Source organism: Buttiauxella noackiae (assembly GCF_000737905.1).
Taxonomy (GTDB): Bacteria; Pseudomonadota; Gammaproteobacteria; order Enterobacterales; family Enterobacteriaceae; genus Buttiauxella; species Buttiauxella noackiae.
Genome location: NZ_JPRU01000008.1, coordinates 67516 through 93415, shown reverse-complemented (window position 1 = coordinate 93415; position 25900 = coordinate 67516). Strand labels below are relative to the sequence as shown.

Genomic DNA, 25900 nt, shown 5'->3' with positions numbered 1-25900 from the left:
GTGTACCCGCGGCAAGACGGAAAGACCCCGTGAACCTTTACTATAGCTTGACACTGAACATTGAGCCTTGATGTGTAGGATAGGTGGGAGGCTTTGAAGCGTGGACGCCAGTCTGCGTGGAGCCAACCTTGAAATACCACCCTTTAATGTTTGATGTTCTAACGTAGACCCCTTATCSGGGTTGCGGACAGTGTCTGGTGGGTAGTTTGACTGGGGCGGTCTCCTCCTAAAGCGTAACGGAGGAGCACGAAGGTTAGCTAATCACGGTCGGACATCGTGAGGTTAGTGCAAAGGCATAAGCTAGCTTGACTGCGAGAGTGACGGCTCGAGCAGGTGCGAAAGCAGGTCTTAGTGATCCGGTGGTTCTGAATGGAAGGGCCATCGCTCAACGGATAAAAGGTACTCCGGGGATAACAGGCTGATACCGCCCAAGAGTTCATATCGACGGCGGTGTTTGGCACCTCGATGTCGGCTCATCACATCCTGGGGCTGAAGTAGGTCCCAAGGGTATGGCTGTTCGCCATTTAAAGTGGTACGCGAGCTGGGTTTAGAACGTCGTGAGACAGTTCGGTCCCTATCTGCCGTGGGCGCTGGAGAATTGAGGGGGGCTGCTCCTAGTACGAGAGGACCGGAGTGGACGCATCACTGGTGTTCGGGTTGTCATGCCAATGGCATTGCCCGGTAGCTAAATGCGGAAAAGATAAGCGCTGAAAGCATCTAAGCGCGAAACTTGCCCCGAGATGAGTTCTCCCTGACCCTTTAAGGGTCCTGAAGGAACGTTGAAGACTACGACGTTGATAGGCTGGGTGTGTAAGCGTAGCGATACGTTGAGCTAACCAGTACTAATGAACCGTGAGGCTTAACCTTACAACACCGAAGGTGTTTTGGTTGAGAGACCAGAGATTGATTTTCAGCTTGAACCGAGATTTTAGTTGATGGTTATGTGGATAACATGACGGTCGATGAAACAGAATATGCCTGGCGGCACTAGCGCGGTGGTCCCACCTGACCCCATGCCGAACTCAGAAGTGAAACGCCGTAGCGCCGATGGTAGTGTGGGGTCTCCCCATGCGAGAGTAGGGAACTGCCAGGCTCCAAATTCAAAGCAGTAAAAGCCAGAAGTGACATCTGGTGGTATTAAGAAAGAAATTCGGTGGAGCGGTAGTTCAGTCGGTTAGAATACCTGCCTGTCACGCAGGGGGTCGCGGGTTCGAGTCCCGTCCGTTCCGCCACTTATAAAAAATTATGCCTGCTTAATTAGCGGGCTTAATAATAAGCGTTATTTAGGGGCGTAGCTCAGTTGGTAGAGCACCGGTCTCCAAAACCGGGTGTCGCGAGTTCGAGTCTCTCCGCCCCTGCCATATAATGATCCTTTGCTTCGGCAAAGGATTTTTTTTGCCTAAAATTCCTCAAGCTATCCCTCAAATCTACAAAAGCGCATTACTGCGCCATAAGTGGTGTCTTTAATAACTCTTTGATTGCGCTTTGTTTATCACTATTTTGCAGCCAGATCGCATACAAAGGACGTGAAAGTGTATTTGTATCGGGTACCTGGTAAATTCCTTCGCATTCTTTAGCCCATTCGATGGGTAAAAATGAGCAACCATTGAGCGGTGCTAACAATTTATAGGCTATTTGTGCGGAGCTAGTCGTGAGAACCGGAATGCTATCGTTGTTGATAAGCCCCGCTTCATGCTGTTGAAAATCAGGACCCCACTCCAGGCGTAGATACGTTAACCCTGTTTTTGAGCTTTGTGGCGAAGAAGAAAATAGTGCCAGGTTAAAATGCCCTAATAACTGGCATGAAAATTCGTCCATCTTTGGCGATTCTGTCGTGATCAGCAGATCAAGCTGACGTTCATGCAATTGTTTAACGAGTGACTGGCGTTGGGAAATACGGGCTTCAAATTGAAGTCCTTTGTGCTGTTGATAAAGTGCAACAAGCCATTCAGAAAGCATGCATTCCCAAAGTGAGGAACTTGCACCAATCGTGAGCTCATTGTGCTGAGATGTATTGGAAACTTCTTTCTTGGCAGCCTGCCAGGTATTCATGAGGTTTTCTGCGTAGGGCAATAAACGCTCACCTGCTGTTGTCAGGCGAATATTATTACGATGACGAGTAAAAAGATTCACACCAAGTTGATTCTCTAATTGACGAATTCTGAAGCTAACTGCTGATTGCGTTAGATAAAGCGCCTCCGCAGCCCGCCCAAAATGCCGTGTTCGGCTCACTTCTAGAAACGTTTTTAATAATTCAGTATCCACAACCCTCTCCCAAAAAAAATTTGTCGTTATGATTTAAATGTTTTGTTTGACGCTCTGTCAAGCGTAACTAATACTCCGCGCCATAAATAGCTCGACCAAGAGAATTAGGAGCGTGCAGGATGGCGGAAAGCTTTACGACGACTAATCGGTTTTTCGACAATAAACATTATCCGCGCGGGTTCGCTCGCCATGGTGATTTCACAATTAAAGAAGCCCAGCTGTTAGAGCGTCATGGTTATGCGTTCAATGAGCTGGATCTTGGCAAGCGAGAACCTGGTACTGAAGAGGAAGTTCTGTTTGTAGCTGTATGCCGTGGTGAACGTGAGCCGGTAACAGATGCAGAACGTGTGTGGAGCAAGTATATGGCGCGAATTAAGCGTCCTAAACGTTTCCATACCCTCTCCGGTGGCAAGCCGCAGGCGGATGCGGTTGAAGACTATACCGACAGTGAAGATTAATAAAAATGGGGCGAAAGCCCCATTTTTTATCCTGTTAACTGTTGTAGGTGAATGAGTAAGCGGTCAATCGCACGGTAGCTCAATGCCTCAAGAAGATGCTCCCTCTTTATCATTTTATGCTCCTGAATATCTGCAATTGTTCGTGCAACTTTTAATAATCGATGCCATGCACGTACCGACAACCCCAGCTTCGCCAATGTCTCCTCAAGCCACATGGCATCATTGTGCTCAATGACACAATGTTTTCTGATTTCATGATTATCCAGTCTCGAATTTAACTTTTGCTGTCTATCATACTGCCGCTGTTGTGTAGCGATGACTCTTGCTCTTACGTCTGCGCTACTTTCGCTGCTCACACCTGGATTGCTTAGCATTCCGGATGGTGGAAGTGGGATCTCTGCGGATAAATCAAATCTATCAAGAAAAGGTCCTGAAAGACGGCTGAGATAGCGTAGCGTTTGTTCGGGTGTGCAGCGATTATGCTTACCTTGATAGTGACCTGTTGGACTTGGGTTCATCGCAGCCAGAAGCTGGAAATTGGCTGGGTAGCTAATTTTTGCACGGGTACGGGAAATATGAATTTCCCCTGATTCTATAGGCTCACGTAATGCATCAAGCACACGGCGTTCAAATTCCGGGAGTTCATCCAGAAATAATATGCCATTGTGCGCCAGCGATATTTCACCAGGTCTTGGAATTGAACCTCCACCCACCATCGCACTCAGCGAAGCGCTATGATGAGGCGCTCTGAATGGGCGCTGACGCCACTGTTGCTGTAAAGAGTGTGGATTGACCAGGCTGAGAATGGCAGCACTCTCCAGCGCTTCACTGTCGCTTAAAGGGGGGAGTAAAGTATTCAGGCGGCTGACTAACATCGTTTTACCCGTTCCAGGCGGGCCAATGAGCAATAGGTTATGCCCACCTGCTGCGGTGATCTCTAGTGCTCGCTTTCCCTGAGACTGACCAAAAATTTCATTAAGGTCTTGCCGATATTCAATTTGTTGCTGCTGTCGTTTTTCTGGAGCAGATAATTCGACTTTGCCTTCAAGGAATGCACAGACTTCAGTGAGGTGGCTTGCAATAAGGCAGCCAGCTTGTGTTATCAAACTAAGTTCAGCGGCATTTTCATCGGCAACGATTATTTTCTTCCCTGATTTTAAAGCCTCCATAGCCGATGAAATTGCGCCTGGGACGCCTCGTAGCGCCCCAGTAAGTGCGAGTTCACCAACGAACTCATATTGACTTAACTTATCAATAGAGAGCTGCTCAGACGCTGCCAGTAATGCCAGAGCAATAGGTAAGTCATACCTTCCGCCTTCTTTAGGAAGATCTGCCGGCGCGAGATTTATCGTGATTTTTCGAGCCGGGAAAGTATAGCCACTATTGATGATGGCACTTCGCACTCTGTCTCGTGCTTCACGGACCGTCGTTTCGGGCAAGCCCACGAGCGTCAAACCTGGCAACCCCTGGCTGATATGAACCTCAACGGTTACCAAAGGGGCGGCAATACCTAATGCTGCCCTTGTATTAACAACTGCCAGTGACATAGTTCTTTCCTCTGGGGTGAGGTTTCATCCTGCCAGCTTGCTAATGATGCTGAAAGCGGCGAAATAACGTTCCTCGTAACGCCTTCCAGACTTCCGGGTAAGATTTCTTTTTTGAAAATTATTCTGCGATGCGCTTCGCAAAAGATTTATTTTTGGAAGAAATTTGGAGGAGAGGAATAAGAATTCGCTCTATATGAAATATTTTCACCATCTCGTTATATGCTGAAAACAAATAGTTTTTCTGTTGGCTGGTTTTTATAGCCTCTTTCTCGCCATAAAAAAATCTTGTGCTTGTCTCTGACTCTGTGATAACTCTGTAGGCATTACTTCGAACAAGTAGACAGAATAAACAAACATGAAAGCCCTCCTACAAGTGATTAGCCTGGTCGTGATTAGCGTGGTGGTGATTATTATCCCACCGTGCGGGGCTGCACTTGGAGAAAGAAAGGCTTAAAAATCAAGCCTGAATCGAAAAGAACCCCCGCACCGAAAGGTCCGGGGGTTTTTTGTTGGGCAAAGAAATACGGAGAGGAACAGATGATGCGTTGCAGAATAAAATGCTGTTTCTCCGATAATGAGACGGGGAACTAACTATGAATGGTGCGCAGTGGGTGGTACATGCGTTGCGAGCGCAGGGTGTAGAGACAGTTTTCGGCTATCCGGGTGGCGCAATCATGCCCGTCTATGATGCGTTGTATGACGGTGGGGTCGAACACTTGCTCTGTCGACATGAACAAGGCGCAGCAATGGCAGCCATTGGCTATGCACGTTCTACTGGAAAAACAGGGGTTTGCATCGCCACTTCCGGGCCTGGTGCAACTAACCTAATCACTGGCCTTGCCGATGCGCTGTTAGACTCCGTTCCAGTCGTTGCCATCACCGGTCAGGTCGCCGCACCATTCATTGGTACCGATGCGTTCCAGGAAGTGGATGTTTTAGGATTATCCCTCGCGTGCACCAAACACAGTTTCCTCGTTGAATCATTCGATGATTTACCTCGCGTTCTTGCAGAAGCTTTCGAAATTGCAAACTCTGGCCGTCCGGGTCCTGTCCTGGTGGATATCCCTAAAGATATTCAGTTAGCACAAGGTGATCTGGAGCCGTGGTTATCGACTGTTGAAGATGGTTTCGAAATGCCACATGCCGAGCTGCAACAGGCTCGAGAAATGATAGCCAATGCTCGCAAGCCTATGTTGTATGTCGGTGGTGGTGTCGGTATGGCGCAGGCGGTTCCGGCGCTGCGCGAATTTATCGCTGTCACCAATATGCCTTCCACCGTTACGCTGAAAGGTCTGGGCGCGGTTCCGGCGGACAATCCTTTTTATACCGGCATGTTAGGCATGCACGGCACTAAAGCGGCTAACCTCGCGGTGCAAGAGTGCGACTTGCTGATTGCAGTTGGTGCGCGTTTTGACGACCGTGTAACTGGCAAGCTGAATACTTTCGCCCCACACGCCAAAGTGATTCATATGGATATCGACCCGGCAGAACTGGGTAAATTGCGCCAGGCGCATGTCGGCTTACAAGGTGATTTGACTCAGTTACTGCAAGCGTTGCAGCAGCCGCTGGAGATCGCCGAATGGCAGCAAGAAGTTGCAACCTTACGGGCCGAAAACCCTTGGCGTTACGATCATCCAGGCCAGCCAATCTTTGCTCCGTTATTGTTGAAACAAATCTCTGACCGCAAACCGCACGACTGCGTGGTAACCACCGATGTGGGCCAGCACCAAATGTGGACGGCTCAGCATATGTCTTTCACGCGCCCGGAAAATTTCATCACCTCCAGCGGCCTGGGAACGATGGGCTTCGGTTTGCCAGCCGCTGTAGGTGCGCAAGTTGCCCGACCGAACGATACGGTTATCTGTATCTCCGGTGACGGTTCCTTCATGATGAACGTTCAGGAGTTGGGCACCGTAAAACGAAAACAGCTGCCGTTGAAAATCGTTTTACTGGATAACCAACGTTTAGGGATGGTTCGCCAGTGGCAGCAGATGTTTTTCTCCGAACGTTATAGCGAAACCAACCTCTCCGATAACCCCGACTTCCTCATGCTGGCCAGTGCCTTCGGTATCCCTGGCCTTCACATTACTCGTAAAGACCAGGTAGAAGCTGCTATCGACACGATGCTCAATAGCGATGGTCCATTTATGCTTCACGTCTCTATTGATGAGTACGAAAACGTCTGGCCGTTGGTGCCGCCCGGTGCCAGTAACTCACAAATGCTGGAGAAATTATCATGATGCAACATCAGCTCGCAGTAACGGCCCGTTTTCGTCCAGAAACCCTGGAGCGCGTATTACGTGTCGTGCGCCATCGTGGTTTTCAGGTGTGTTCTATGAACATGGTCACGGTGGGGAACACCGACGATATTAATATTGAATTGACCGTTGCCAGCCTGCGCCCAGTCGAATTACTGTTTAGTCAATTAAGCAAACTGGTTGACGTTGGTCGCGTCGAAATCCAGCAACAAACAACAACACAACAAATCCGCGCCTGAGCGTAGAAGGAAAAGAATAATGACGACGAAGAAAGCTGATTACATCTGGTTCAATGGTGAGATGACGCCGTGGGGCGAGGCAAAGGTTCACGTAATGTCACACGCACTGCATTACGGTACATCGGTGTTTGAAGGCATCCGTTGCTACGAATCTCACATTGGCCCAGTGGTGTTCCGCCATCGTGAACACATGCAGCGTTTGCGTGATTCAGCAAAAATCTATCGTTTCCCTGTATCACAAAGTGTTGATGAGCTGATGGAAGCTTGCCGTTCTGTTATTCGTAAAAACAACCTGACCAGCGCGTATATCCGCCCGTTAGTGTTTGTAGGTGATGTCGGCATGGGTGTGAATCCGCCAGACGGTTATACCACTGATGTGATCATCGCAGCCTTCCCATGGGGTGCATACCTGGGCGCAGAAGCGCTGGATCAAGGGATCGACGCCATGGTTTCCTCATGGAACCGTGTGGCACCAAACACCATTCCTACCGCGGCAAAAGCCGGAGGTAACTACCTTTCTTCCTTGCTGGTTGGTAGCGAAGCGCGCCGCCATGGTTATCAGGAAGGTATCGCGCTGGACGTGAATGGCTACTTGTCTGAGGGTGCTGGCGAAAACCTGTTTGAAGTGAAAGATGGCATTCTTTTCACCCCGCCATTTACCTCTTCCGCACTACCAGGCATTACGCGTGACGCGATTATCACACTGGCAAAAGATTTGGGTATTGAAGTGCGTGAGCAAGTGTTGTCTCGCGAGTCACTTTACCTGGCGGATGAAGTCTTTATGTCTGGTACTGCCGCAGAAATCACACCAGTTCGTAGCGTAGACCGTATTCAAGTGGGTGAAGGGCGTTGTGGTCCGGTTACTAAACGCATTCAACAGGCATTCTTTGGTCTGTTCACTGGCGAAACAGAAGATAAATGGGGCTGGTTAGATCAGGTCAACCCTAAGTAAAAATATAACCAGGCGGATGGCGATGACCGTCCGCTCGACAGACAGACTGGAGTAAATAAGCATGCCTAAGTACCGTTCAGCCACTACCACCCATGGCCGTAATATGGCGGGTGCCCGCGCATTGTGGCGCGCAACCGGGATGACCGATGATGATTTCGGCAAGCCAATTATTGCAGTAGTGAACTCCTTTACTCAGTTCGTGCCGGGCCACGTTCACCTGCGCGATTTGGGCAAGCTGGTTGCCGAACAGATTGAAGCCTCCGGCGGCGTTGCTAAAGAATTCAACACCATTGCCGTTGATGATGGTATTGCTATGGGCCACGGCGGCATGCTTTATTCTCTGCCGTCGCGCGAACTGATTGCTGATTCCGTGGAATACATGGTGAACGCGCACTGCGCAGACGCCATGGTTTGTATCTCCAACTGCGACAAAATCACCCCAGGGATGCTGATGGCCTCGTTGCGCCTGAACATCCCGGTGATTTTTGTTTCCGGCGGCCCGATGGAAGCCGGGAAAACTAAACTGTCTGACCAAATCATCAAACTCGATCTGGTTGATGCGATGATCCAGGGCGCCGACCCGAAAGTGAGTGACGAGCAAAGCGAGCAGGTTGAGCGTTCTGCCTGCCCAACTTGTGGATCCTGTTCCGGTATGTTCACGGCGAACTCCATGAACTGCCTGACCGAAGCGCTGGGCTTATCTCAGCCGGGTAACGGCTCTTTGCTGGCAACGCACTCTGACCGTAAAGAGCTGTTCCTGAATGCAGGTAAACGCATCGTCGCTCTGACAAAACGTTATTACGAGCAAGATGATGAAAGTGCATTGCCACGTAGCATCGCCAGCAAAGAAGCGTTTGAGAATGCCATGACGCTGGATGTCGCCATGGGTGGCTCAACCAACACCGTTCTGCATTTACTGGCCGCAGCTCAGGAAGCGGAACTCGATTTCACTATGACCGATATCGACCAGCTTTCTCGCAAAGTTCCACAGCTGTGTAAAGTCGCGCCAAGTACTCAGAAATATCATATGGAAGATGTGCATCGTGCGGGTGGTGTAATCGGTATTCTGGGCGAACTGGATCGCGCAGGCTTACTTAATCGTAACGTGAAAAACGTGTTGGGTCTGACGCTGCCGCAAACGCTGGAACAGTACGATGTCATGCTGACCAAAGACGAAAGCGTGAAAAGTATGTTCTCTGCAGGCCCTGCGGGTATCCGTACCACTAAGGCATTCTCACAATCCTGCCGTTGGGATTCGCTGGACGTTGATCGTGAAAACGGTTGTATCCGTTCGAAGGAAAACGCCTACAGCCAGGACGGCGGTTTAGCCGTTTTGTACGGTAACTTCGCAGAGAATGGTTGTATCGTGAAAACGGCCGGTGTGGACGAAGGCAGCCTGGTATTCCGTGGCCCTGCAAAAGTATACGAAAGCCAGGATGATGCGGTTGAAGCCATTCTTGGTGGCAAAGTTGTCGCGGGCGACGTGGTTGTTATTCGTTACGAAGGGCCAAAAGGCGGGCCGGGCATGCAAGAAATGCTTTACCCAACAACCTACCTGAAATCGATGGGGCTGGGCAAAGCTTGTGCACTGATCACCGATGGGCGTTTCTCCGGCGGTACTTCTGGTCTTTCAATCGGCCATGTTTCTCCGGAAGCGGCAAGCGGTGGCAATATCGCGCTGATTGAGGATGGCGATATGATTGCTATTGATATCCCATCGCGTGGTATCCAACTGGAATTGTCCGAGCAGCAAATGGCAGCACGTCGTGAAGCGCAAGAAGCTCGCGGTGACAAAGCCTGGACTCCACGTGCGCGTGAACGCCAGGTCTCCTTCGCTCTACGCGCTTACGCAATGCTTGCCACCAGTGCCGATAAAGGCGCGGTGCGCGATAAAAGTAAGCTTGGAGGCTAATGATGGCCGAGTCACAACCGCTACCTGACGCCCCTTGCGGGGCGGAATATCTGCGAGCCGTGCTGCGCGCCCCGGTTTACGAAGTCGCGCAGGTCACGCCATTACAGAAGATGGAAAAGCTCTCATCGCGTCTGGATAACGTCATTCTGGTGAAACGTGAAGACCGGCAGCCGGTGCATAGTTTCAAACTGCGCGGCGCATACGCGATGATTGCCGGGCTGAATAGCGAGCAAAAAGCCAGTGGTGTGATTACGGCTTCGGCTGGCAACCACGCCCAGGGTGTTGCGCTTTCCTCAACGCGTTTAGGTATCAAATCTCTGATTGTTATGCCGGTTACCACGGCTGACATCAAAGTGGATGCTGTCAGAGCGTTTGGTGGGGAAGTGCTGCTACATGGCGCAAACTTTGATGAAGCGAAAGCGCGCGCAATCGAGCTTTCGCAGCAGCAGGGTTTCACTTACGTTCCTCCGTTTGACCACCCGGCAGTGATTGCCGGGCAGGGCACGCTGGCGCTGGAACTGCTGCAGCAAGATGCACATATCGATCGTATATTTGTTCCGGTTGGTGGCGGCGGTTTAGCGGCAGGTGTCGCGGTGCTTATCAAACAGCTGATGCCACAAATCAAAGTGATTGCCGTTGAAGCGGAAGATTCAGCTTGCCTGAAAGCCGCGCTGGATGCAGGAAAGCCGGTAGATTTGGCGCGTGTAGGTCTGTTCGCTGAAGGTGTGGCGGTTAAACGCATCGGCGATGAAACATTCCGTCTGTGCCAGGAATATCTCGACGACATTATCACCGTGGATAGCGATGCGATTTGCGCTGCGATGAAAGATCTGTTCGAAGATGTTCGTGCGGTCGCTGAACCGTCTGGTGCGCTGGCGCTGGCGGGGATGAAAAAGTATATCCAGCAGCATCAGATCTGTGGTGAACGCCTTGCTCACGTGCTTTCTGGCGCGAACGTGAACTTCCACGGTTTGCGTTATGTCTCTGAACGCTGCGAGTTGGGCGAACAGCGTGAAGCGCTGCTGGCGGTGACCATTCCTGAGCAACAGGGCAGCTTCCTGAAATTCTGCCAGGTGCTTGGCGGGCGTTCGGTTACGGAATTTAATTATCGTTATTCAAGCTCGTCAGAGGCCTGCATTTTTGTGGGTGTTCGTTTAACGCGCGGCCTGGAAGAGCGGCAGGAAATTATCGCGCTGCTTAACGAAGGCGGCTATGGTGTTGTCGATTTGTCTGACGACGAGATGGCGAAACTGCATGTGCGCTACATGGTGGGTGGGCGTCCGTCTAAACCACTGCGTGAGCGGTTGTACAGTTTCGAATTCCCGGAATCACCGGGCGCTTTGCTGAAATTCCTGCAAACACTGGGTACACACTGGAATATTTCGCTGTTTCATTACCGCAGCCACGGTACGGATTATGGCCGAGTGCTAGCGGCGTTCGAACTGGGCGACAATGAGCCAGATTTCGAAACCCGGCTCAATGAGCTGGGCTACGACTGCCATGACGAAACCAGTAACCCAGCGTTCCGCTTCTTCCTTGCAGGTTAGTGACTACCGGGCAGTAATTTCCAGAATGCATGTACAAGCGGCTCATTGAGCCGCTTTTTTTGTACGCAAACGCCCAGTTCAAACGGCGTGGTTTCATCGTTTCGTTCCAGAATCTGCACGCGGTTGCGCACCGGCTCAGGGCTGTTCTCCAGCACGATTTCAGGGATCAGTGCGACACCACAGCCCAGCGCCACCATTGAAACCATCGCTTCATGCCCTGCCACCGTTGCATAAATAAATGGGTTACTGATTTTATGACGGCGAAACCACAATTCAATGCGGCGGCGAACTGGCCCCTGGTCTGGCAGAATAAACGGAATTTTGGCCCAGTCGGGATCGGGCTGGTTCACCTGCGCACGAACCGGGCAGGGCAATGCCGGCGCGATAAGTGCCACGGATAAGTTATCCAGAATCGAGAAAGCAACGCCGGGCGGTAACATTTCTGGCTTACCGGCGATGGCGAGATCTGCTTCATCGGAGTCCACTTTTTCTACCGCATCGGCGGCATCGCCTGTGGTCAGTTTGATCTCCACATTGGGATGTTCAGCACGGAATCTGTCGAGAATTGGGGGTAAATGACTGTACGCGGCGGTGACCGAGCAAAAAAGATGGAGCTCGCCAGTCAGCGATGGCCCTTCTTGCCCGATGGTGTGGCGCATTTGCTGATACTGCAACAGCGTGTGCTGGGCGAACTGTTTGAGTTGTTCTCCAGCTTCAGTCAGCGTCACGGTGCGGTTATCACGTAAAAACAGAGGTTGGCCGAGATCGTCTTCAAGGCGCTGGATCTGGCGCGAAAGTGTTGAAGGGCTTACGTGCATCGCGCGTGCGCTCCTGCCGAAATGGCGACTTTCAGCAAGGTGGAGAAACGTTTTTAGATCCCGTAAGTCCATGGTCATCAGCCCTCTTTTTTACGTTGCATAAATTGCAACGTCACGTTGTTAATATATCAATTTAAGCAACGCATTTCCTGTCATATAGTGGGTTCATTATCGCAAGCAAGACACGGCTGGCGAACCTTATAAAAGCACAACACAACGACTACGGAGTACCACCACGATGGCTAATTATTTCAACACTTTGAACCTGCGTCAGCAGCTGGCGCAACTGGGTAAATGTCGTTTCATGGGGCGCGCAGAATTCGCCGATGAAGCAAGCTACCTCAAAGGCAAAAAAGTCGTCATCGTCGGCTGTGGCGCACAGGGCCTGAACCAGGGTCTGAACATGCGCGACTCCGGTCTGGATGTTGCTTATGCTCTGCGTGCAGAAGCTATCGCTGAGAAACGTGCTTCATGGCGTAAAGCGACAGAAAACGGTTTTAAAGTTGGTACCTACGAAGAACTGATCCCACAGGCTGACCTGGTTGTTAACCTGACGCCAGACAAGCAGCACTCCGCAGTAGTTAAAGCTGTACAGCCAATGATGAAAGATGGCGCTGCACTGGGTTATTCCCACGGTTTCAACGTGGTTGAAGTGGGTGAGCAAATTCGTAAAGACATCACCGTTGTAATGGTTGCGCCAAAATGTCCGGGTACTGAAGTTCGTGAAGAATACAAACGTGGTTTCGGCGTGCCGACGCTGATTGCAGTTCACCCGGAAAACGATCCGAAAGGCGAAGGCATGGCGATCGCTAAAGCCTGGGCTGCGGCGACTGGCGGTCACCGTGCAGGTGTTCTGGAATCTTCTTTTGTAGCAGAAGTGAAATCTGACCTGATGGGCGAGCAAACTATCCTGTGCGGTATGCTGCAGGCAGGTTCTCTGCTGTGCTTCGATAAGCTGGTGGAAGAAGGCACTGATCCGGCATATGCAGAAAAACTGATTCAGTTCGGCTGGGAAACCATCACCGAAGCGCTGAAACAAGGCGGCATTACACTGATGATGGACCGTTTGTCCAACCCGGCAAAAATCCGTGCTTATGCGTTATCTGAGCAACTGAAAACCATCATGGCTCCGTTGTTCCAGAAACACATGGACGACATCATCTCCGGTGAGTTCTCTTCTGGCATGATGGCTGACTGGGCAAATGACGATAAGAAACTGCTGACCTGGCGTGAAGAAACCGGCAAAACTGCGTTCGAAACCGCTGCGCAGTTTGACGGCAAAATTTCTGAGCAGGAATACTTTGATAAAGGCGTTCTGATGATCGCTATGGTTAAAGCGGGCGTTGAGCTGGCATTCGAAACCATGGTTGATGCAGGTGTCATTGAAGAGTCTGCTTACTACGAATCACTGCACGAGTTGCCGCTGATTGCGAACACTATCGCTCGTAAGCGCCTGTACGAAATGAACGTGGTTATCTCTGACACCGCTGAATATGGCAACTATCTGTTCTCTTACGCAGCAGTTCCATTGCTGAAAGAGTTCATGACAACTCTGCAAGCGGGTGATTTGGGCAAAGAAATTCCGGCGGGTGCGGTTGATAATGCGCAACTGCGTGATGTTAACGAAGCGATTCGTAATCATGAAATCGAAACTGTTGGTAAGAAACTGCGTGGTTACATGAAAGATATGAAGCGTATCGCTGTAGCGGGTTAATCGATTTTGTCGGATAGCGCTAGCGCTTATCCGACCTACAAAACAATAAAAGCCCGGTGCGTTTAGTCACCGGGCTTTGTTTTTAGTTTCTGTAGAGAACTTTAATCACATGGTAGCCAAACTGCGTGTGCAGTGGGCCAACGGGCTCAAGCAGTGGGCAAGAGAACACCACTTTATCGAACGCCGGAACCATCTGACCCTGACGGAATTCACCTAAGTGACCACCTTTTTTGCCTGATGGGCAAGTGGAATGCTTTTTAGCCAGTTTTTCGAAGTCGCCGCCATTTTTCAGCTGTTCGAGAATTTCCTGAGCCAGTTTTTCTTCCTTAACAAGGATATGCAATGCTGCCGCGGTTTTTGCCATGATAGTGCCTTGATTGGGTGAATATAAATCTGGCCGCAATAATAGCATGCGTCATGTGATAGCCAAATTTGGTTTACTTGCCTTTTACTTTGCAGCAATCCCTTCTTTACCACTCATTGATACGTCGGGTATATACACTTTGGCTTAGCAGGACAGATGTCCCGTCTGATTGAAGGAATCGGGAGGTAGGCTACTTTTCTAAAGCCCTTCTCCTTATTACGCAGGACGCCCGTCCTGTCTTTCCCGTAATGGAGATCGCTATCATAAACATAATGAAAGAGACTGAATTTTCAGATAGCTGGCTATCAGGTCTGACAAGGGTTGTACGTGATCCAGTGCTGTATGAACTACTAAAAAATTGCCCGCTGGAAATTATGCAGCGCTGGGTTTTTGAAGAAGTACCTCGTGGAGCAATGCTTTGCCGCCAAGGGGATAAATGCCAGCGTTTTTCATTAATTGTTGCTGGTGAAGTTGACGTCTTTTTTGAAGCTGAGGATGGCCGCCGTTATCGACAGGCTCGTTATAACAAAGGTGACATGTTAGGTGAGTTGGAAATCTTTGAGTCACGGCACTACATCTGCTCAGTTTCTGCCGTAACTAATACCCAAATATTGAGCTTATCGCAGACACATTTTTGCCGTTGGTTAGCACTGGATAATTATTTTAATCAGCGGATGCTGAGATTTTTCAGCCAGCAATATTACCAGCTATCCAGAAAGGCAAGCAGCGACAATCTTTATTCACTTCATCAGCGGGTTTGTCAGGCGCTCTGGCAGAGGTTTCAACAGCAGCAGACGACAGAAATTTTTATTGATAAACAAAACATCAGCCAGGAATTTGCAGCCACAACGCGCAGTATTAATCGCATCTTACATGACCTGAAATCGCTTCGGATTATTGATACCGAAGGAGAAAGAGTTTTATTGCTGGCTCCTGAGCAACTCAAGCAGGAGGCAAATATCTAAATAAAGGGAAAGATAAGGAGAGGCATGATGTCGCTTCAGCCACATATTCGGCTTGAAAATAATATGACGAATGCGAAGTACGCATTGCTACCGGGTGACCCGGAGCGGGTCGATCGTATAGCCTGCTTTCTGGATAACCCTGAGAAATTGGGTCAAAACCGTGAGTTTCGAGCTGTACGCGGCTGGTTTCAGGGTATTGAAATTCTTGTGCTATCCACGGGTATTGGTGGCCCGTCAACGGCGATAGCCATTGAAGAGCTGTGCCAGATTGGTGTGAAAACGATGATACGTATTGGCAGCTGCGGTGCGTTGCAGGATGACCTGGCACTGGGGAATATCGTTATCGCTCACGGTGCGGTTGCGGATGATGGCACCAGCAGAACCTATACGCCAGCTTGTTATCCGGCCTGCGCCGATCCGCTGTTTACCGCAACGTTAGTCCAGCAGGCAAAACAGATGGGTGTCCCCGCCGTTTATGGACTGGTGCGTAGTCATGACAGCTTTTATACCGAGCGAGAAGCGCAACTGGATGCTGAATGGTCAGCGCGAGGGATTCTTGGTGCGGATATGGAGAGTGCCGCGCTGATGGTTGTTGGAGCATTACGCGGACTGCGCACGGCGTCACTGTTGAACGTGGTTGTCGAGCATAACGGTTGCCTGGGTAGCAGTATCAACGACTATGTGCAGCAGGAAGCTTTGTGTCTGGAGGGTGAAGAGCGACAAATCCTGCTGGCACTACGTGCAATCTATGCTGATAGTCAGCAAGGAGAAAAATAATGGATTTTTTCAGTATTAACAATGTGATGGTCACGATTCCTTTGGGCGAAGGTGGTTATGCACTGTCGTGGATTGAAGCGGTTGGTACGCTGTTTGGCTTGCTATGTATCTGGTTTGCCAGCAAGGAAAAAATCATCAACTACTTGTTTGGGTTGATTAACGTCACGCTGTTTGCGGCTATCTTCTTCCAAATCCAGCTTTATGCCAGCTTGCTGTTGCAGGTGTTCTTTTTTGCAGCCAACATCTATGGATGGTACGCCTGGAGTCGGCAGACCGAAAATAACGAGGCCGCGCTGAAGGTTCGTTGGTTATCTCGTCAGCAAACCGTCGTACTGGGTGCGATTTGTATTGTGGCAATTTTGCTGATGACGTTATTTATCGACCCAGTGTTTGCGGCGCTAACCCATATGATGATTTCCATCTTGCAGGCCGTGGGTATATCCGTAGCGATGCCAGAACTGCAACCTGATGCGATGCCGTTATGGGACTCAACCATGCTGGTGCTTTCGATAGTGGCAATGGCGCTCATGACCCGTAAATATGTGGAAAACTGGCTGCTGTGGGTCGTGATTGACGTGATAAGCGTGGTTATCTATGCCATTCAGGGTGTTTACGCGATGTCGCTTGAGTATGTTCTGTTGACGGCAATTGCGATTATGGGCTCATGTAGTTGGGTTGCCCGTGCAAAACGTAATGGCTATACGCCTCTGGCTTCTGCCGCTTCCTGATTTTTCGGGCAGCTCGATTGGGCTGCCCGCTGCATCATCCGACCCACTTCTGCTACAATCCTTCCCCCGTTCGAAGATTGAGCAATACATCATGCGTTTAAACCCTGGCCAACAACAAGCCGTCGAATTTGTCACTGGACCCTGCCTGGTTCTGGCTGGTGCAGGCTCGGGCAAAACGCGTGTCATTACCAATAAAATGGCCTATTTGATCCGCGAATGCGGTTATCAGGCTAAGCATATCGCGGCGGTTACCTTTACCAATAAGGCGGCGCGTGAGATGAAAGAACGTGTGGCGCAAACGCTGGGGCGCAAAGAATCGCGCGGTTTGCTGATCTCCACTTTCCACACACTGGGGCTTGAGATCATCAAACGTGAGTTTGCCGCGTTGGGGATGAAATCGAATTTCTCCTTGTTTGATGACACCGACCAGACAGCGTTGCTCAAAGAGCTGACTGAAGGTTTGCTCGAAGATGATAAGACATTATTGCAGCAGTTGATCTCGACGATCTCAAACTGGAAAAATGATCTGATGACGCCTTCGCAGGCGGCTGCCCAGGCAAAAGGCGAGCGCGATCGAATCTTTGCTCACTGTTACGGGCTTTACGATACCCACCTCAAATCCTGCAACGTGCTGGATTTTGACGATCTGATTTTGCTGCCGACGCTGCTTTTGCAGCGTAATGAAGAAGTGCGCGAGCGTTGGCAAAATCGCATCCGCTATTTGCTGGTGGATGAATACCAGGACACCAACACCAGCCAATATGAACTGGTGAAGCTGCTGGTGGGAGCGCGAGCAAGATTTACCGTGGTGGGCGATGACGATCAGTCTATTTACTCCTGGCGCGGCGCACGGCCGCAAAACCTCGTTTTACTAAGCCAGGATTTCCCAGAACTTCAGGTTATTAAGCTTGAGCAGAACTACCGTTCTTCCGGGCGCATTCTGAAAGCGGCGAATATTCTGATCGCCAATAACCCACACGTTTTTGAAAAACGCCTTTTTTCTGAGCTGGGTTACGGCGCGGAGCTAAAAGTGGTGACGGCTAACAATGAAGATCATGAAGCCGAACGCGTTACCGGCGAGCTCATCGCCCATCACTTTATTAATAAAACCAACTACAAAGATTACGCCATTTTATATCGCGGCAATCACCAGTCGCGCGTTTTCGAAAAGATGCTGATGCAGAACCGCATTCCGTATCGTATCTCTGGCGGCACGTCATTCTTCTCACGCCCTGAAATCAAAGATTTGCTGGCTTATCTGCGCGTGCTGACCAACCCGGATGACGACAGTGCATTCATGCGGATTGTGAATACGCCGAAGCGCGAAATCGGCCCGGTGACCATGCAAAAGCTGGGAACCTGGGCGACGCAGCGCAATAAAGGTTTGTTCGGCGCAAGTTTTGATATGGGCCTGAGCCAGACGCTGAATGGCCGCGGTCTTGAGTCGTTGCAGCGTTTTACTCACTGGCTGCGCGATGTTGCGACGCTGGCCGAACGCGAACCGATTGCTGCGGTGCGGGATTTGATTCACGGCATCGACTATGAAAGCTGGCTGTATGAAACCTCGCCCAGCCAGAAAGCTGCTGAAATGCGCATGAAGAACGTCAATCTCCTGTTTAGCTGGATGACGGAAATGCTGGAAGGCTCGGAAATTGATGAGCCGATGACGCTTACCCAAGTTGTCACCCGCTTTACGCTGCGCGATATGATGGAACGCGGCGAGAGTGATGAAGATACGGACCAGGTGCAATTGATGACCCTTCATGCTTCGAAGGGGCTGGAGTTCCCGTACGTATTTTTAGTAGGGATGGAAGAGGGCATTTTGCCGCATCAGAGCAGCATTGATGAAGATAATATTGATGAAGAACGCCGTCTGGCTTACGTGGGGATTACTCGTGCGCAGAAAGAGCTAACCTTTACGCTTTGCAAAGAGCGACGTCAGTATGGTGAATTGATCCGCCCGGAACCGAGCCGTTTCTTGCTGGAATTGCCACAAGATGATTTGCAGTGGGAGACGGAACGCAAAGTCGTTTCCGCTGAAGAGCGTATGACAAAAGGGCAGAGTAATGTTGCCAACATCCGTGAAATGCTGGCAAAAGCGCGTAAAAGCTGAGTTATTTAATCATTAAAGGCCAGTGGACGTAACTCTGCCACAGGCTTTCTTGTGCCAGCAGTTCAGCACCCAGAGGGTGGCATTCGAGCCATTTTTCGGGGAGTTCAAGATTCAGGGATTCATCTTTAACTTTCAGCGTAATTTCCGGCAGGATGTCATCCCGGCGGCGGCTGGCGAAGATAATCGCCAGGCGTAGCAGGCGGCAAAGATGTTCCGCAATTCGTGGTGGTACCGCGTTCTGCTGGTGGAGAGAGGAGAGATCGACTGGGTTTGTTTGGTTTAACATTAGTGTTGCCAGCAGTTTTTTCTGCGCTGGCGTATATCCTGGAAGATCAAGGTTCTTAACCAGATAGGCAGCATGTTGTGGTGCTTGTTTGAAATCAATACTCAGACCAATTTCATGGAGCAATGCTGCACTGCTGAGCATTTCTATGCTGAGTGGTGTCAGGTTCCATGAATCCGTAACTTGGTTGGCGAGAGCCTGAGCGAGCTGTTGTACACGCTCTGCCTGACCGGTATCGACCATAAAACGACGTTGGATGTTGCGGATGGTGCGGCTTCTGATTTCCTGATTAACGGACAAGTGAAGCATTCCGTAGACCAGACCTTCACGCAGCGCGCCGCCGGCAAGCGTCATGCAGTTAATCGATAACTCTTCGAAAATGGCGATTAAAATAGCCAGGCCGCTTGGGAATACCAGCGCTCTTTCCAGCGTTAAACCTTCAATTTCCAGCTCTTCAAGACGCCCGCATTGAATCGCTCTTTGCTTCAACTGTTGTAGTTTGGCAAGTGTAATGCGTTCATCCATTCCCTGCGCCATCATGATTTCTTGTAGTGCTTGCACGGTGCCTGATGCACCAACACATACTTTCCAACCATGATGTTTTAGCTGGTCGCACACAGGACGAAGCACTTCTTTTGCCGCGAGTTCGGCTGCATCAAAGTTTTCTTGCGCTAAGTTTCGGTCAGCGAAGAAACGCTCAAGCCAGGTCACGCAGCCCATCGACAAACTAAATAATGCGGTGGCTTGTGCTCCCGTTCCTGTAACCAGTTCGGTGCTGGCACCACCGATATCAACGACTAAACGCTGATCGGCTCCACCTGTAGTATGAGCAACACCCTGATAAATCAGTCGTGCTTCTTCTTCACCATGGATAATTTGCACCGGACAGCCGAGAATTACTTCAGCCTGCTGGATGAATTCACTGGCATTTGTGGCAAGGCGGAGTGTCGCGGTTGCGACAACACGAATTTGGGTTTGAGGAATATCTTGAAGGCGTTCAGCAAACAAGCGCAGGCATTGCCACCCGCGCTCCATTGCTTCACGTGAAAGCGTATTATCGCTGCTTAAACCAGCAGCAAGACGTACTTTTCGTTTAATCCGAGCAAGGGTTTGTATGCTCCCTGCCACCTCACGTACAACCAACATATGAAAGCTATTAGAGCCTAAATCTATTGCAGCATACAGCGAGGTGGAGCTGAGCATAAATTTTTAACCTGTGCGACGGCGATTACCACGAGGAGCGCCACCATTACGGCGAGGACCGTTACCCGGACGGGCACGAGTCAGACGTTTCGGTGGAGGAAGTTCGCTTAACAGTGCTTCAGTTTTGTACTTGCTGACCGGAATTGAGTGACCAATGTAAGTCTCAATTGCAGACAGATTCAACGCATAGTCTTCGCATGCAAGACTGATGGAATGACCACTTTCGCCAGCACGACCGGTACGGCCAATACGGTGAACGTAATCTTCGCAGTCATCCGGGAGGTCGTAGTTGAAAACGTGAGTTACTAACGGGATATGCAGACCACGGGCGGCAACATCGGTTGCAACCAGAATATCCAGATCGCCACGAGTGAATTCTTCAAGGATGCGCAGGCGTTTTTTCTGAGCAACATCGCCAGTTAAAAGACCAACGCGGTGGCCGTCTGCTGCAAGGTGGCCCCAAATATCTTCACAACGATGTTTAGTGTTAGCAAAAATAATTGCGCGATCTGGCCACTCTTCTTCAATAAGAGTCTGCAGCAGGCGCATTTTTTCTTCGTTGGAAGGGTAGAACAGCTCTTCCTGGATGCGGTGACCCGTTTTTTGCTCCGGTTCAACTTCCACGTATTCCGCGTTGTTCATTTGCTCGAACGCCAGTTCACGCACTCGATAAGAAAGTGTGGCAGAGAACAGCATGTTCAGGCGTTGTGTTACCGGCGGCATACGGCGGAACAACCAGCGAATATCTTTAATAAAGCCCAGATCGTACATACGATCGGCTTCATCCAGCACCACAACCTGAATTGCGCCTAAGTTAATGTGGTTTTGCTTGGCATAATCAATCAAACGACCAGTTGTGCCGATAAGAATATCAACACCGCTTTCCAGCACTTTAAGCTGTTTATCGTAGCCGTCGCCACCGTACGCCAGGCCGAGTTTAAGGCCGGTCGATTGTGCTAGTGGCTCTGCGTCAGAGTGAATTTGTACTGCCAGTTCACGAGTCGGCGCCATAATTAAAGCACGCGGCTGGTTCACCTGGCGATTCTCTGGAACCGGGTGAGAGAGTAAATAATGGAACGTTGACGTTAAAAACGCCATCGTTTTGCCAGTACCGGTTTGCGCCTGCCCTGCAACGTCACGATTCGCTAGTGTCAGCGGTAGTGCCAGTGCTTGAATAGGGGTGCAGTTATGGAACCCTTTATTTTCAAGGGCTTCAATCACCTTAGGGTGCAGGGCGAAGTCGGAAAACTTCTGTTCGGTCAAATGTGTTTTGCTCATAGTGTGGTAGAATATCAGCTAACTATTGCTTTACGAAAGCGTATCCGGTGAAATAAAGTCAACCTTAAGTTGGTTAATGCTACACCAACAAGGTAGACATAATCCTGCGGAGTAGAACATGAGCGATAAAATTATTCACCTGACTGACGACAGTTTCGACACGGACGTGCTAAAAGCTGATGGGTTGATTCTGGTTGATTTCTGGGCAGAGTGGTGTGGTCCATGCAAGATGATCGCCCCGATTCTTGATGAAATCGCTGATGAATATCAGGGCAATCTGACCGTTGCTAAACTGAATATCGATCAGAACCCGGGCACTGCACCAAAATATGGTATCCGTGGTATCCCAACTCTGTTGCTGTTCAAGAACGGTGAAGTGGCTGCTACCAAAGTTGGCGCATTGTCCAAAGGCCAGTTAAAAGAGTTCCTCGACGCTAATCTGGCATAATGGAATCTCAGCCGGTGCGTGCGTGGCTCGCAATTTTTTGTGAGCCGCTGGACGCCCGGCGTCAGTCATGCTAAGTTACTTTTACTGCATTTAGAACTTGCCTTGTAGTTTGACTCTTTGTACTACCCAATGCTCCCACAAGTTGCCATTAATTCTCTACACAGTGCAGTGCGCACGTGGTTGCATAATCGATTTCGGGCGTATCACCCATTCCGTCGTGTCGTTTCAGTTCTGCGTTTTTCCTATGACCAGACAGCGATAAGACATGTGGTGGTGGCCATTAAACAGGCATGGATGATCCTGCCATACCATTCACGATACATGTTCGAGATTTACCCCGAGTTTAAGAACCCACCATTATGAATCTTACCGAATTAAAGAATACGCCGGTTTCTGAGCTGATTACTCTCGGCGAAAATATGGGGCTGGAAAACCAAGCCCGTATGCGCAAGCAGGACATTATTTTCTCCATCCTGAAGCAACATGCGAAGAGTGGTGAAGATATCTTTGGTGACGGTGTACTGGAGATATTGCAGGATGGATTTGGTTTCCTCCGCTCTGCAGACAGCTCCTACCTCGCCGGTCCTGATGACATCTACGTTTCTCCCAGCCAAATCCGCCGTTTCAACCTCCGCACAGGGGATACCATCTCCGGTAAGATTCGCCCGCCGAAAGAAGGTGAACGTTACTTTGCACTGCTGAAAGTAAACGAAGTCAACTACGACAAGCCGGAAAACGCGCGTAGCAAAATCCTGTTCGAAAACTTAACCCCGCTGCATGCTAACTCTCGTTTACGCATGGAACGTGGTAACGGTTCTACCGAAGACTTAACTGCGCGTGTACTGGATCTGGCATCGCCAATCGGTCGCGGTCAGCGTGGCCTGATTGTGGCGCCGCCGAAAGCCGGTAAAACCATGCTGCTGCAAAACATTGCGCAGAGCATTGCTTACAACCACCCTGACTGTGTGTTGATGGTTCTGCTGATCGACGAACGTCCGGAAGAAGTGACCGAGATGCAACGTCTGGTTAAAGGTGAAGTTGTTGCTTCTACCTTTGATGAGCCAGCATCTCGCCACGTTCAGGTTGCCGAAATGGTTATCGAGAAAGCGAAGCGTCTGGTTGAGCATAAGAAAGACGTTATTATTCTGCTCGACTCGATCACTCGTCTGGCACGTGCGTACAACACCGTTGTACCTGCATCAGGTAAAGTATTAACTGGTGGTGTGGACGCTAACGCCCTGCATCGTCCAAAACGCTTCTTCGGTGCTGCACGTAACGTAGAAGAGGGTGGTAGTCTGACTATTATCGCTACAGCGTTGGTTGATACCGGTTCTAAAATGGATGAAGTTATCTACGAAGAATTTAAAGGTACCGGCAACATGGAACTGCATCTGGCGCGTAAAATCGCTGAGAAACGTGTGTTCCCTGCTATCGATTACAACCGTTCAGGTACGCGTAAAGAAGAGTTACTTACTACCCAGGAAGAACTGCAGAAAATGTGGATCCTGCGTAAAATCATCCACCCAATGGGTGAGATTGATGCAATGGAATTCCTCATCAACAAATTAGCGATGACGAAAACCAACGAAGACTTCTTTGATATGATGAAGCGCTCGTAAGTAACAAAAACTCGGGGAACGCCACGCTTAGACGTGGCGTTTTTCATTTCTGGTATATAATCCATAGTTATTGAATGAAAGTTGTATGTTTTTATGGAGTTACCTGCATGCAAGCAGCTTTGATACAATAATCGGCTCATGAATTTTTTTGGCATGTTTTTTGCTTTGTAGTTTACATGATTTCACAGAGAGCCATTTATTGTGAACTTACTCAGTCTGAGTACAGACCTCATCCTTGTCTTTGTTTTCACTCTTGTCTTTTTATTCTTTGCTCGTAAAGCAGCAAAGCATATTGGCCTGGTGGATAGACCAAATTACCGCAAGCGGCATCAGGGGTTGATTCCTCTGGTGGGGGGCATTTCTGTATATGTTGGTATCTGCTTTGCTTTTTTAGCCTCCTGGTTGTCTTCCAGCTACTATGTTCCCCATGCACGTCTCTATTTAGGCTGTGCGGGTGTTTTAGTGCTTGTCGGAGGTCTTGACGACCGTTTCGACATTAGCGTTAAATTTCGCGCCTTTACGCAGGCATTTGTTGCTATCGTTATGATGGTATATGCCGAACTCTATCTTTCTAACTTTGGCTATATTTTAGGCTCGTGGGAGTTTCTTCTCGGCCCATTTGGATATATTGTCACGCTGTTTGCGGTATGGGCTGCCATCAACGCCTTCAACATGGTTGATGGTATTGATGGCCTATTAGGTGGGCTTTCTAGCGTCTCTTTTGCTGCCTTGGGTATCATTCTTATCTTGGATGGACAAACCAGCCTTGCGATGTGGTGTTTCGCTATGATCGCAGCCATTCTTCCTTATATTTTGCTGAACCTTGGCGTTCTTGGCCGTCGATATAAAGTTTTCATGGGCGATGCAGGAAGTACGTTTATCGGATTCACTCTGATTTGGATGCTATTGCAAACAACACAAGGGAGTTCTCATCCGATTAACCCCGTTACTGCGCTGTGGATTATTGCCATCCCATTAATGGACATGATTGCTATCATGTATCGACGACTCCGAAAAGGGTTAAGCCCATTTTCGGCAGATCGACAACATATTCACCATCTCATAATGCGAGCAGGCTTTACTTCCCGGCAGGCATTTACATTGATTACTCTGGCTGCGGCATTGCTGGCAAGTATCGGGGTTACTGCTGAATATGTTGAAGTTATACCCGAATGGGTGATGTTGGCATTATTTTTGCTTGCATTTGTTCTCTATGATTACTGCATTAAGCGCGCCTGGAAAGTGGCTCGCTTTATAAGACGTCATAAACGTCGTCAACGTCGTAACAGCAGCATTTCTTAATTCTGAATGTAATTGGGGAAGTGATGAAACAAAACGTGCCAGGAAATAACCCGGGAATGGTAGACAACGAGTTGGACATTCGTGGTTTGTTCCGGACACTGTGGCAAGGAAAGCTGTGGATTGTTGGTCTGGCAGTGTTGTTTGCGGCCATTGCATTCATCTACACCTTCTTTGCCAGGCAGGAGTGGAGTGCTAACGCGATAACCGATCGCCCAACAGTTAACATGATGGGTGGATATTATTCGCAACAGCAATTCCTACGTAATCTTGATGCTAAAGCTAATATGGTTTCTGTCGATCAGCCTTCGGTGATGGATGAAGCCTATAAAGAGTTCATCATGCAGTTATCTGCATATGATACTCGTCGTGATTTTTGGCTACAGACTGACTATTACAAACAGCGTCAGGTTGGCAACAGTAAAATTGATGCCGCTTTGCTTGATGAACTGGTTGATAATATTCAGTTTTCAGCTGGTGATGCCACGCGCAATATCAGTGATAGCGTGAAACTTATTGCAGAAACAGCTGCTGATGCGAATAACTTGCTGCGCCAGTACGTTGCTTTTGCCAGCCAGCGTGCTGCGAGCCATCTAAACGAAGAACTGACGGGCGCCTGGTCGGCACGTACAATCCAGATGAAAGCACAAGTTAAGCGTCAGGAAGCGGTGGCTCAGTCAATTTTCGACCGCAAAGTGCACAGTGTGGAACAAGCGCTGAAGATTGCGCAGCAGCAAAATATTGCAAAGAGTGAAACTGAAGTTCCTGCCGATGAGTTGCCTGATTCTGAAATGTTCATGTTAGGACGCCCTATGCTGCAAGCTCGTCTTGAAAGCCTGCAAGCTGTCGGTCCGAGTTACAGCATCGACTACGACCAGAATCGAGCCATGCTGGCGACTTTGAACGTTGGGCCAACGCTTGATGCGCGTTTCCAGACATATCGCTATTTACGTACCCCTGAAGAACCTGTGAAGCGTGATAGTCCACGCCGGGCATTCTTGATGATTATGTGGGGTATGGTTGGGGCCCTGATTGGCGCGGGTGTGGCATTAGCTCGCCGTCCAAAATATTTGTAACGCCCTTACCCGGTGAAGGCTCGATGGACGGCCTTCA

22 protein-coding genes, 2 tRNA genes and 2 rRNA genes are annotated in these 25900 nt (G+C 49.7%); 20 read left to right on the top strand and 6 right to left on the bottom strand.

What is annotated here, in order from left to right:
* From IX31_RS21565 to IX31_RS21550, 4 genes are all read left to right on the top strand, one after another.
* Positions 1-867 (top strand): 23S ribosomal RNA (locus IX31_RS21565); the annotation flags it as partial.
* 110 nt (positions 868-977) lie between these two features.
* Positions 978-1093 (top strand): 5S ribosomal RNA (gene rrf / locus IX31_RS21560).
* 62 nt (positions 1094-1155) lie between these two features.
* Positions 1156-1232: transfer RNA gene (locus IX31_RS21555), tRNA-Asp, on the top strand.
* A gap of 53 nt (positions 1233-1285) precedes the next feature.
* A tRNA-Trp gene (locus IX31_RS21550) sits at positions 1286-1361 on the top strand.
* Between the two features lie 79 nt (positions 1362-1440).
* Here IX31_RS21550 and hdfR read toward each other — a convergent pair.
* On the bottom strand, positions 1441-2295 hold the full coding sequence (hdfR, locus tag IX31_RS21545; protein ID WP_422110239.1) for an HTH-type transcriptional regulator HdfR: 855 nt from the start codon (positions 2293-2295) through the stop codon (positions 1441-1443).
* A gap of 89 nt (positions 2296-2384) precedes the next feature.
* On the opposite strand from hdfR, the gene IX31_RS21540 reads away from it, so the two are divergent.
* Positions 2385-2723 (top strand): MaoP family protein, encoded by a 339-nt coding sequence (locus tag IX31_RS21540; RefSeq protein WP_034461737.1) that lies wholly within the window; start codon positions 2385-2387, stop codon positions 2721-2723.
* A 26-nt stretch (positions 2724-2749) separates the two neighbouring features.
* On the opposite strand, the gene IX31_RS21535 is transcribed toward IX31_RS21540, so the two are convergent.
* Positions 2750-4270, bottom strand: a complete 1521-nt coding sequence (locus tag IX31_RS21535; RefSeq protein ID WP_034461735.1) for a YifB family Mg chelatase-like AAA ATPase — start codon at positions 4268-4270, stop codon at positions 2750-2752.
* A 355-nt stretch (positions 4271-4625) separates the two neighbouring features.
* On the opposite strand from IX31_RS21535, the gene ilvL reads away from it, so the two are divergent.
* From ilvL to ilvA, 6 genes are all read left to right on the top strand, one after another.
* A complete protein-coding gene (gene ilvL / locus IX31_RS22710; protein ID WP_072009493.1) occupies positions 4626-4724 on the top strand; it encodes an ilv operon leader peptide in 99 nt (32 codons plus the stop codon).
* Between the two features lie 139 nt (positions 4725-4863).
* A complete protein-coding gene (gene ilvG, locus IX31_RS21530; RefSeq protein WP_034461733.1) occupies positions 4864-6510 on the top strand; it encodes an acetolactate synthase 2 catalytic subunit in 1647 nt (548 codons plus the stop codon).
* On the top strand, positions 6507-6767 hold the full coding sequence (gene ilvM / locus IX31_RS21525; protein WP_034461731.1) for an acetolactate synthase 2 small subunit: 261 nt from the start codon (positions 6507-6509) through the stop codon (positions 6765-6767). Before ilvG ends, ilvM begins: the two co-directional genes overlap by 4 nt.
* Before the next feature lie 19 nt (positions 6768-6786).
* Positions 6787-7719, top strand: coding sequence for a branched-chain amino acid transaminase (locus IX31_RS21520; RefSeq protein ID WP_034461730.1), 933 nt, complete (start codon positions 6787-6789; stop codon positions 7717-7719).
* A gap of 61 nt (positions 7720-7780) precedes the next feature.
* Entirely contained in the window at positions 7781-9631 is a 1851-nt protein-coding gene (ilvD, locus tag IX31_RS21515; protein WP_034461729.1) for a dihydroxy-acid dehydratase, read from the top strand.
* 2 nt (positions 9632-9633) lie between these two features.
* Positions 9634-11178: a threonine ammonia-lyase, biosynthetic gene (gene ilvA, locus IX31_RS21510; RefSeq protein ID WP_122974076.1), complete on the top strand. Its 1545-nt coding sequence runs from the start codon at positions 9634-9636 to the stop codon at positions 11176-11178.
* Here the strand turns inward: ilvA and ilvY are convergent.
* Positions 11175-12068, bottom strand: a complete 894-nt coding sequence (gene ilvY / locus IX31_RS21505; protein WP_034461740.1) for an HTH-type transcriptional activator IlvY — start codon at positions 12066-12068, stop codon at positions 11175-11177. The two genes, ilvA and ilvY, sit on opposite strands and share 4 nt — an antisense overlap.
* A gap of 166 nt (positions 12069-12234) precedes the next feature.
* Between ilvY and ilvC the strand changes: the two genes are divergently transcribed.
* A complete protein-coding gene (gene ilvC, locus IX31_RS21500; protein ID WP_034461727.1) occupies positions 12235-13710 on the top strand; it encodes a ketol-acid reductoisomerase in 1476 nt (491 codons plus the stop codon).
* Positions 13711-13792: 82 nt separating this feature from the next.
* Here ilvC and ppiC read toward each other — a convergent pair whose 3' ends face one another.
* The gene (gene ppiC, locus IX31_RS21495) at positions 13793-14074 is read right to left on the bottom strand and encodes a peptidylprolyl isomerase PpiC (RefSeq protein WP_034461726.1); all 282 of its coding nucleotides are present in this window, start codon (positions 14072-14074) and stop codon (positions 13793-13795) included.
* Positions 14075-14346: 272 nt separating this feature from the next.
* Here ppiC and IX31_RS21490 point away from each other — a divergent pair, with 272 nt between their 5' ends.
* The 4 genes from IX31_RS21490 (at position 14347) to rep (ending at position 18657) form a co-directional block, all read left to right on the top strand.
* Complete coding sequence (locus tag IX31_RS21490) at positions 14347-15039, top strand: Crp/Fnr family transcriptional regulator (protein WP_034461725.1); 693 nt, start codon at positions 14347-14349, stop codon at positions 15037-15039.
* Between the two features lie 27 nt (positions 15040-15066).
* Entirely contained in the window at positions 15067-15816 is a 750-nt protein-coding gene (locus tag IX31_RS21485; RefSeq protein ID WP_034461723.1) for a nucleoside phosphorylase, read from the top strand.
* Entirely contained in the window at positions 15816-16544 is a 729-nt protein-coding gene (pnuC, locus tag IX31_RS21480) for a nicotinamide riboside transporter PnuC (protein WP_034461722.1), read from the top strand. The genes IX31_RS21485 and pnuC overlap by 1 nt, the downstream gene beginning before the upstream one ends.
* 91 nt (positions 16545-16635) lie before the next feature.
* The gene (gene rep / locus IX31_RS21475; protein ID WP_034461721.1) at positions 16636-18657 is read left to right on the top strand and encodes a DNA helicase Rep; all 2022 of its coding nucleotides are present in this window, start codon (positions 16636-16638) and stop codon (positions 18655-18657) included.
* A 1-nt stretch (position 18658) separates the two neighbouring features.
* Here the strand turns inward: rep and gppA are convergent, their stop codons facing one another.
* Positions 18659-20143, bottom strand: coding sequence for a guanosine-5'-triphosphate,3'-diphosphate diphosphatase (gene gppA, locus IX31_RS21470; protein WP_034461720.1), 1485 nt, complete (start codon positions 20141-20143; stop codon positions 18659-18661).
* A 6-nt stretch (positions 20144-20149) separates the two neighbouring features.
* Complete coding sequence (gene rhlB, locus IX31_RS21465; RefSeq protein ID WP_034461719.1) at positions 20150-21421, bottom strand: ATP-dependent RNA helicase RhlB; 1272 nt, start codon at positions 21419-21421, stop codon at positions 20150-20152.
* Between the two features lie 118 nt (positions 21422-21539).
* Here rhlB and trxA point away from each other — a divergent pair, with 118 nt between their 5' ends.
* The 4 genes from trxA to wzzE all read left to right on the top strand — a co-directional run bounded on the left by trxA (position 21540) and on the right by wzzE (position 25863).
* Positions 21540-21869, top strand: coding sequence for a thioredoxin TrxA (gene trxA, locus IX31_RS21460; RefSeq protein ID WP_034461718.1), 330 nt, complete (start codon positions 21540-21542; stop codon positions 21867-21869).
* A 359-nt stretch (positions 21870-22228) separates the two neighbouring features.
* Complete coding sequence (gene rho / locus IX31_RS21455; RefSeq protein ID WP_034461716.1) at positions 22229-23488, top strand: transcription termination factor Rho; 1260 nt, start codon at positions 22229-22231, stop codon at positions 23486-23488.
* 201 nt (positions 23489-23689) lie between these two features.
* The gene (gene wecA / locus IX31_RS21450) at positions 23690-24790 is read left to right on the top strand and encodes a UDP-N-acetylglucosamine--undecaprenyl-phosphate N-acetylglucosaminephosphotransferase (protein ID WP_034461715.1); all 1101 of its coding nucleotides are present in this window, start codon (positions 23690-23692) and stop codon (positions 24788-24790) included.
* A gap of 23 nt (positions 24791-24813) precedes the next feature.
* The gene (wzzE, locus tag IX31_RS21445) at positions 24814-25863 is read left to right on the top strand and encodes an ECA polysaccharide chain length modulation protein (RefSeq protein ID WP_034461712.1); all 1050 of its coding nucleotides are present in this window, start codon (positions 24814-24816) and stop codon (positions 25861-25863) included.
* The last annotated feature ends 37 nt before the right edge of the window (positions 25864-25900 follow it).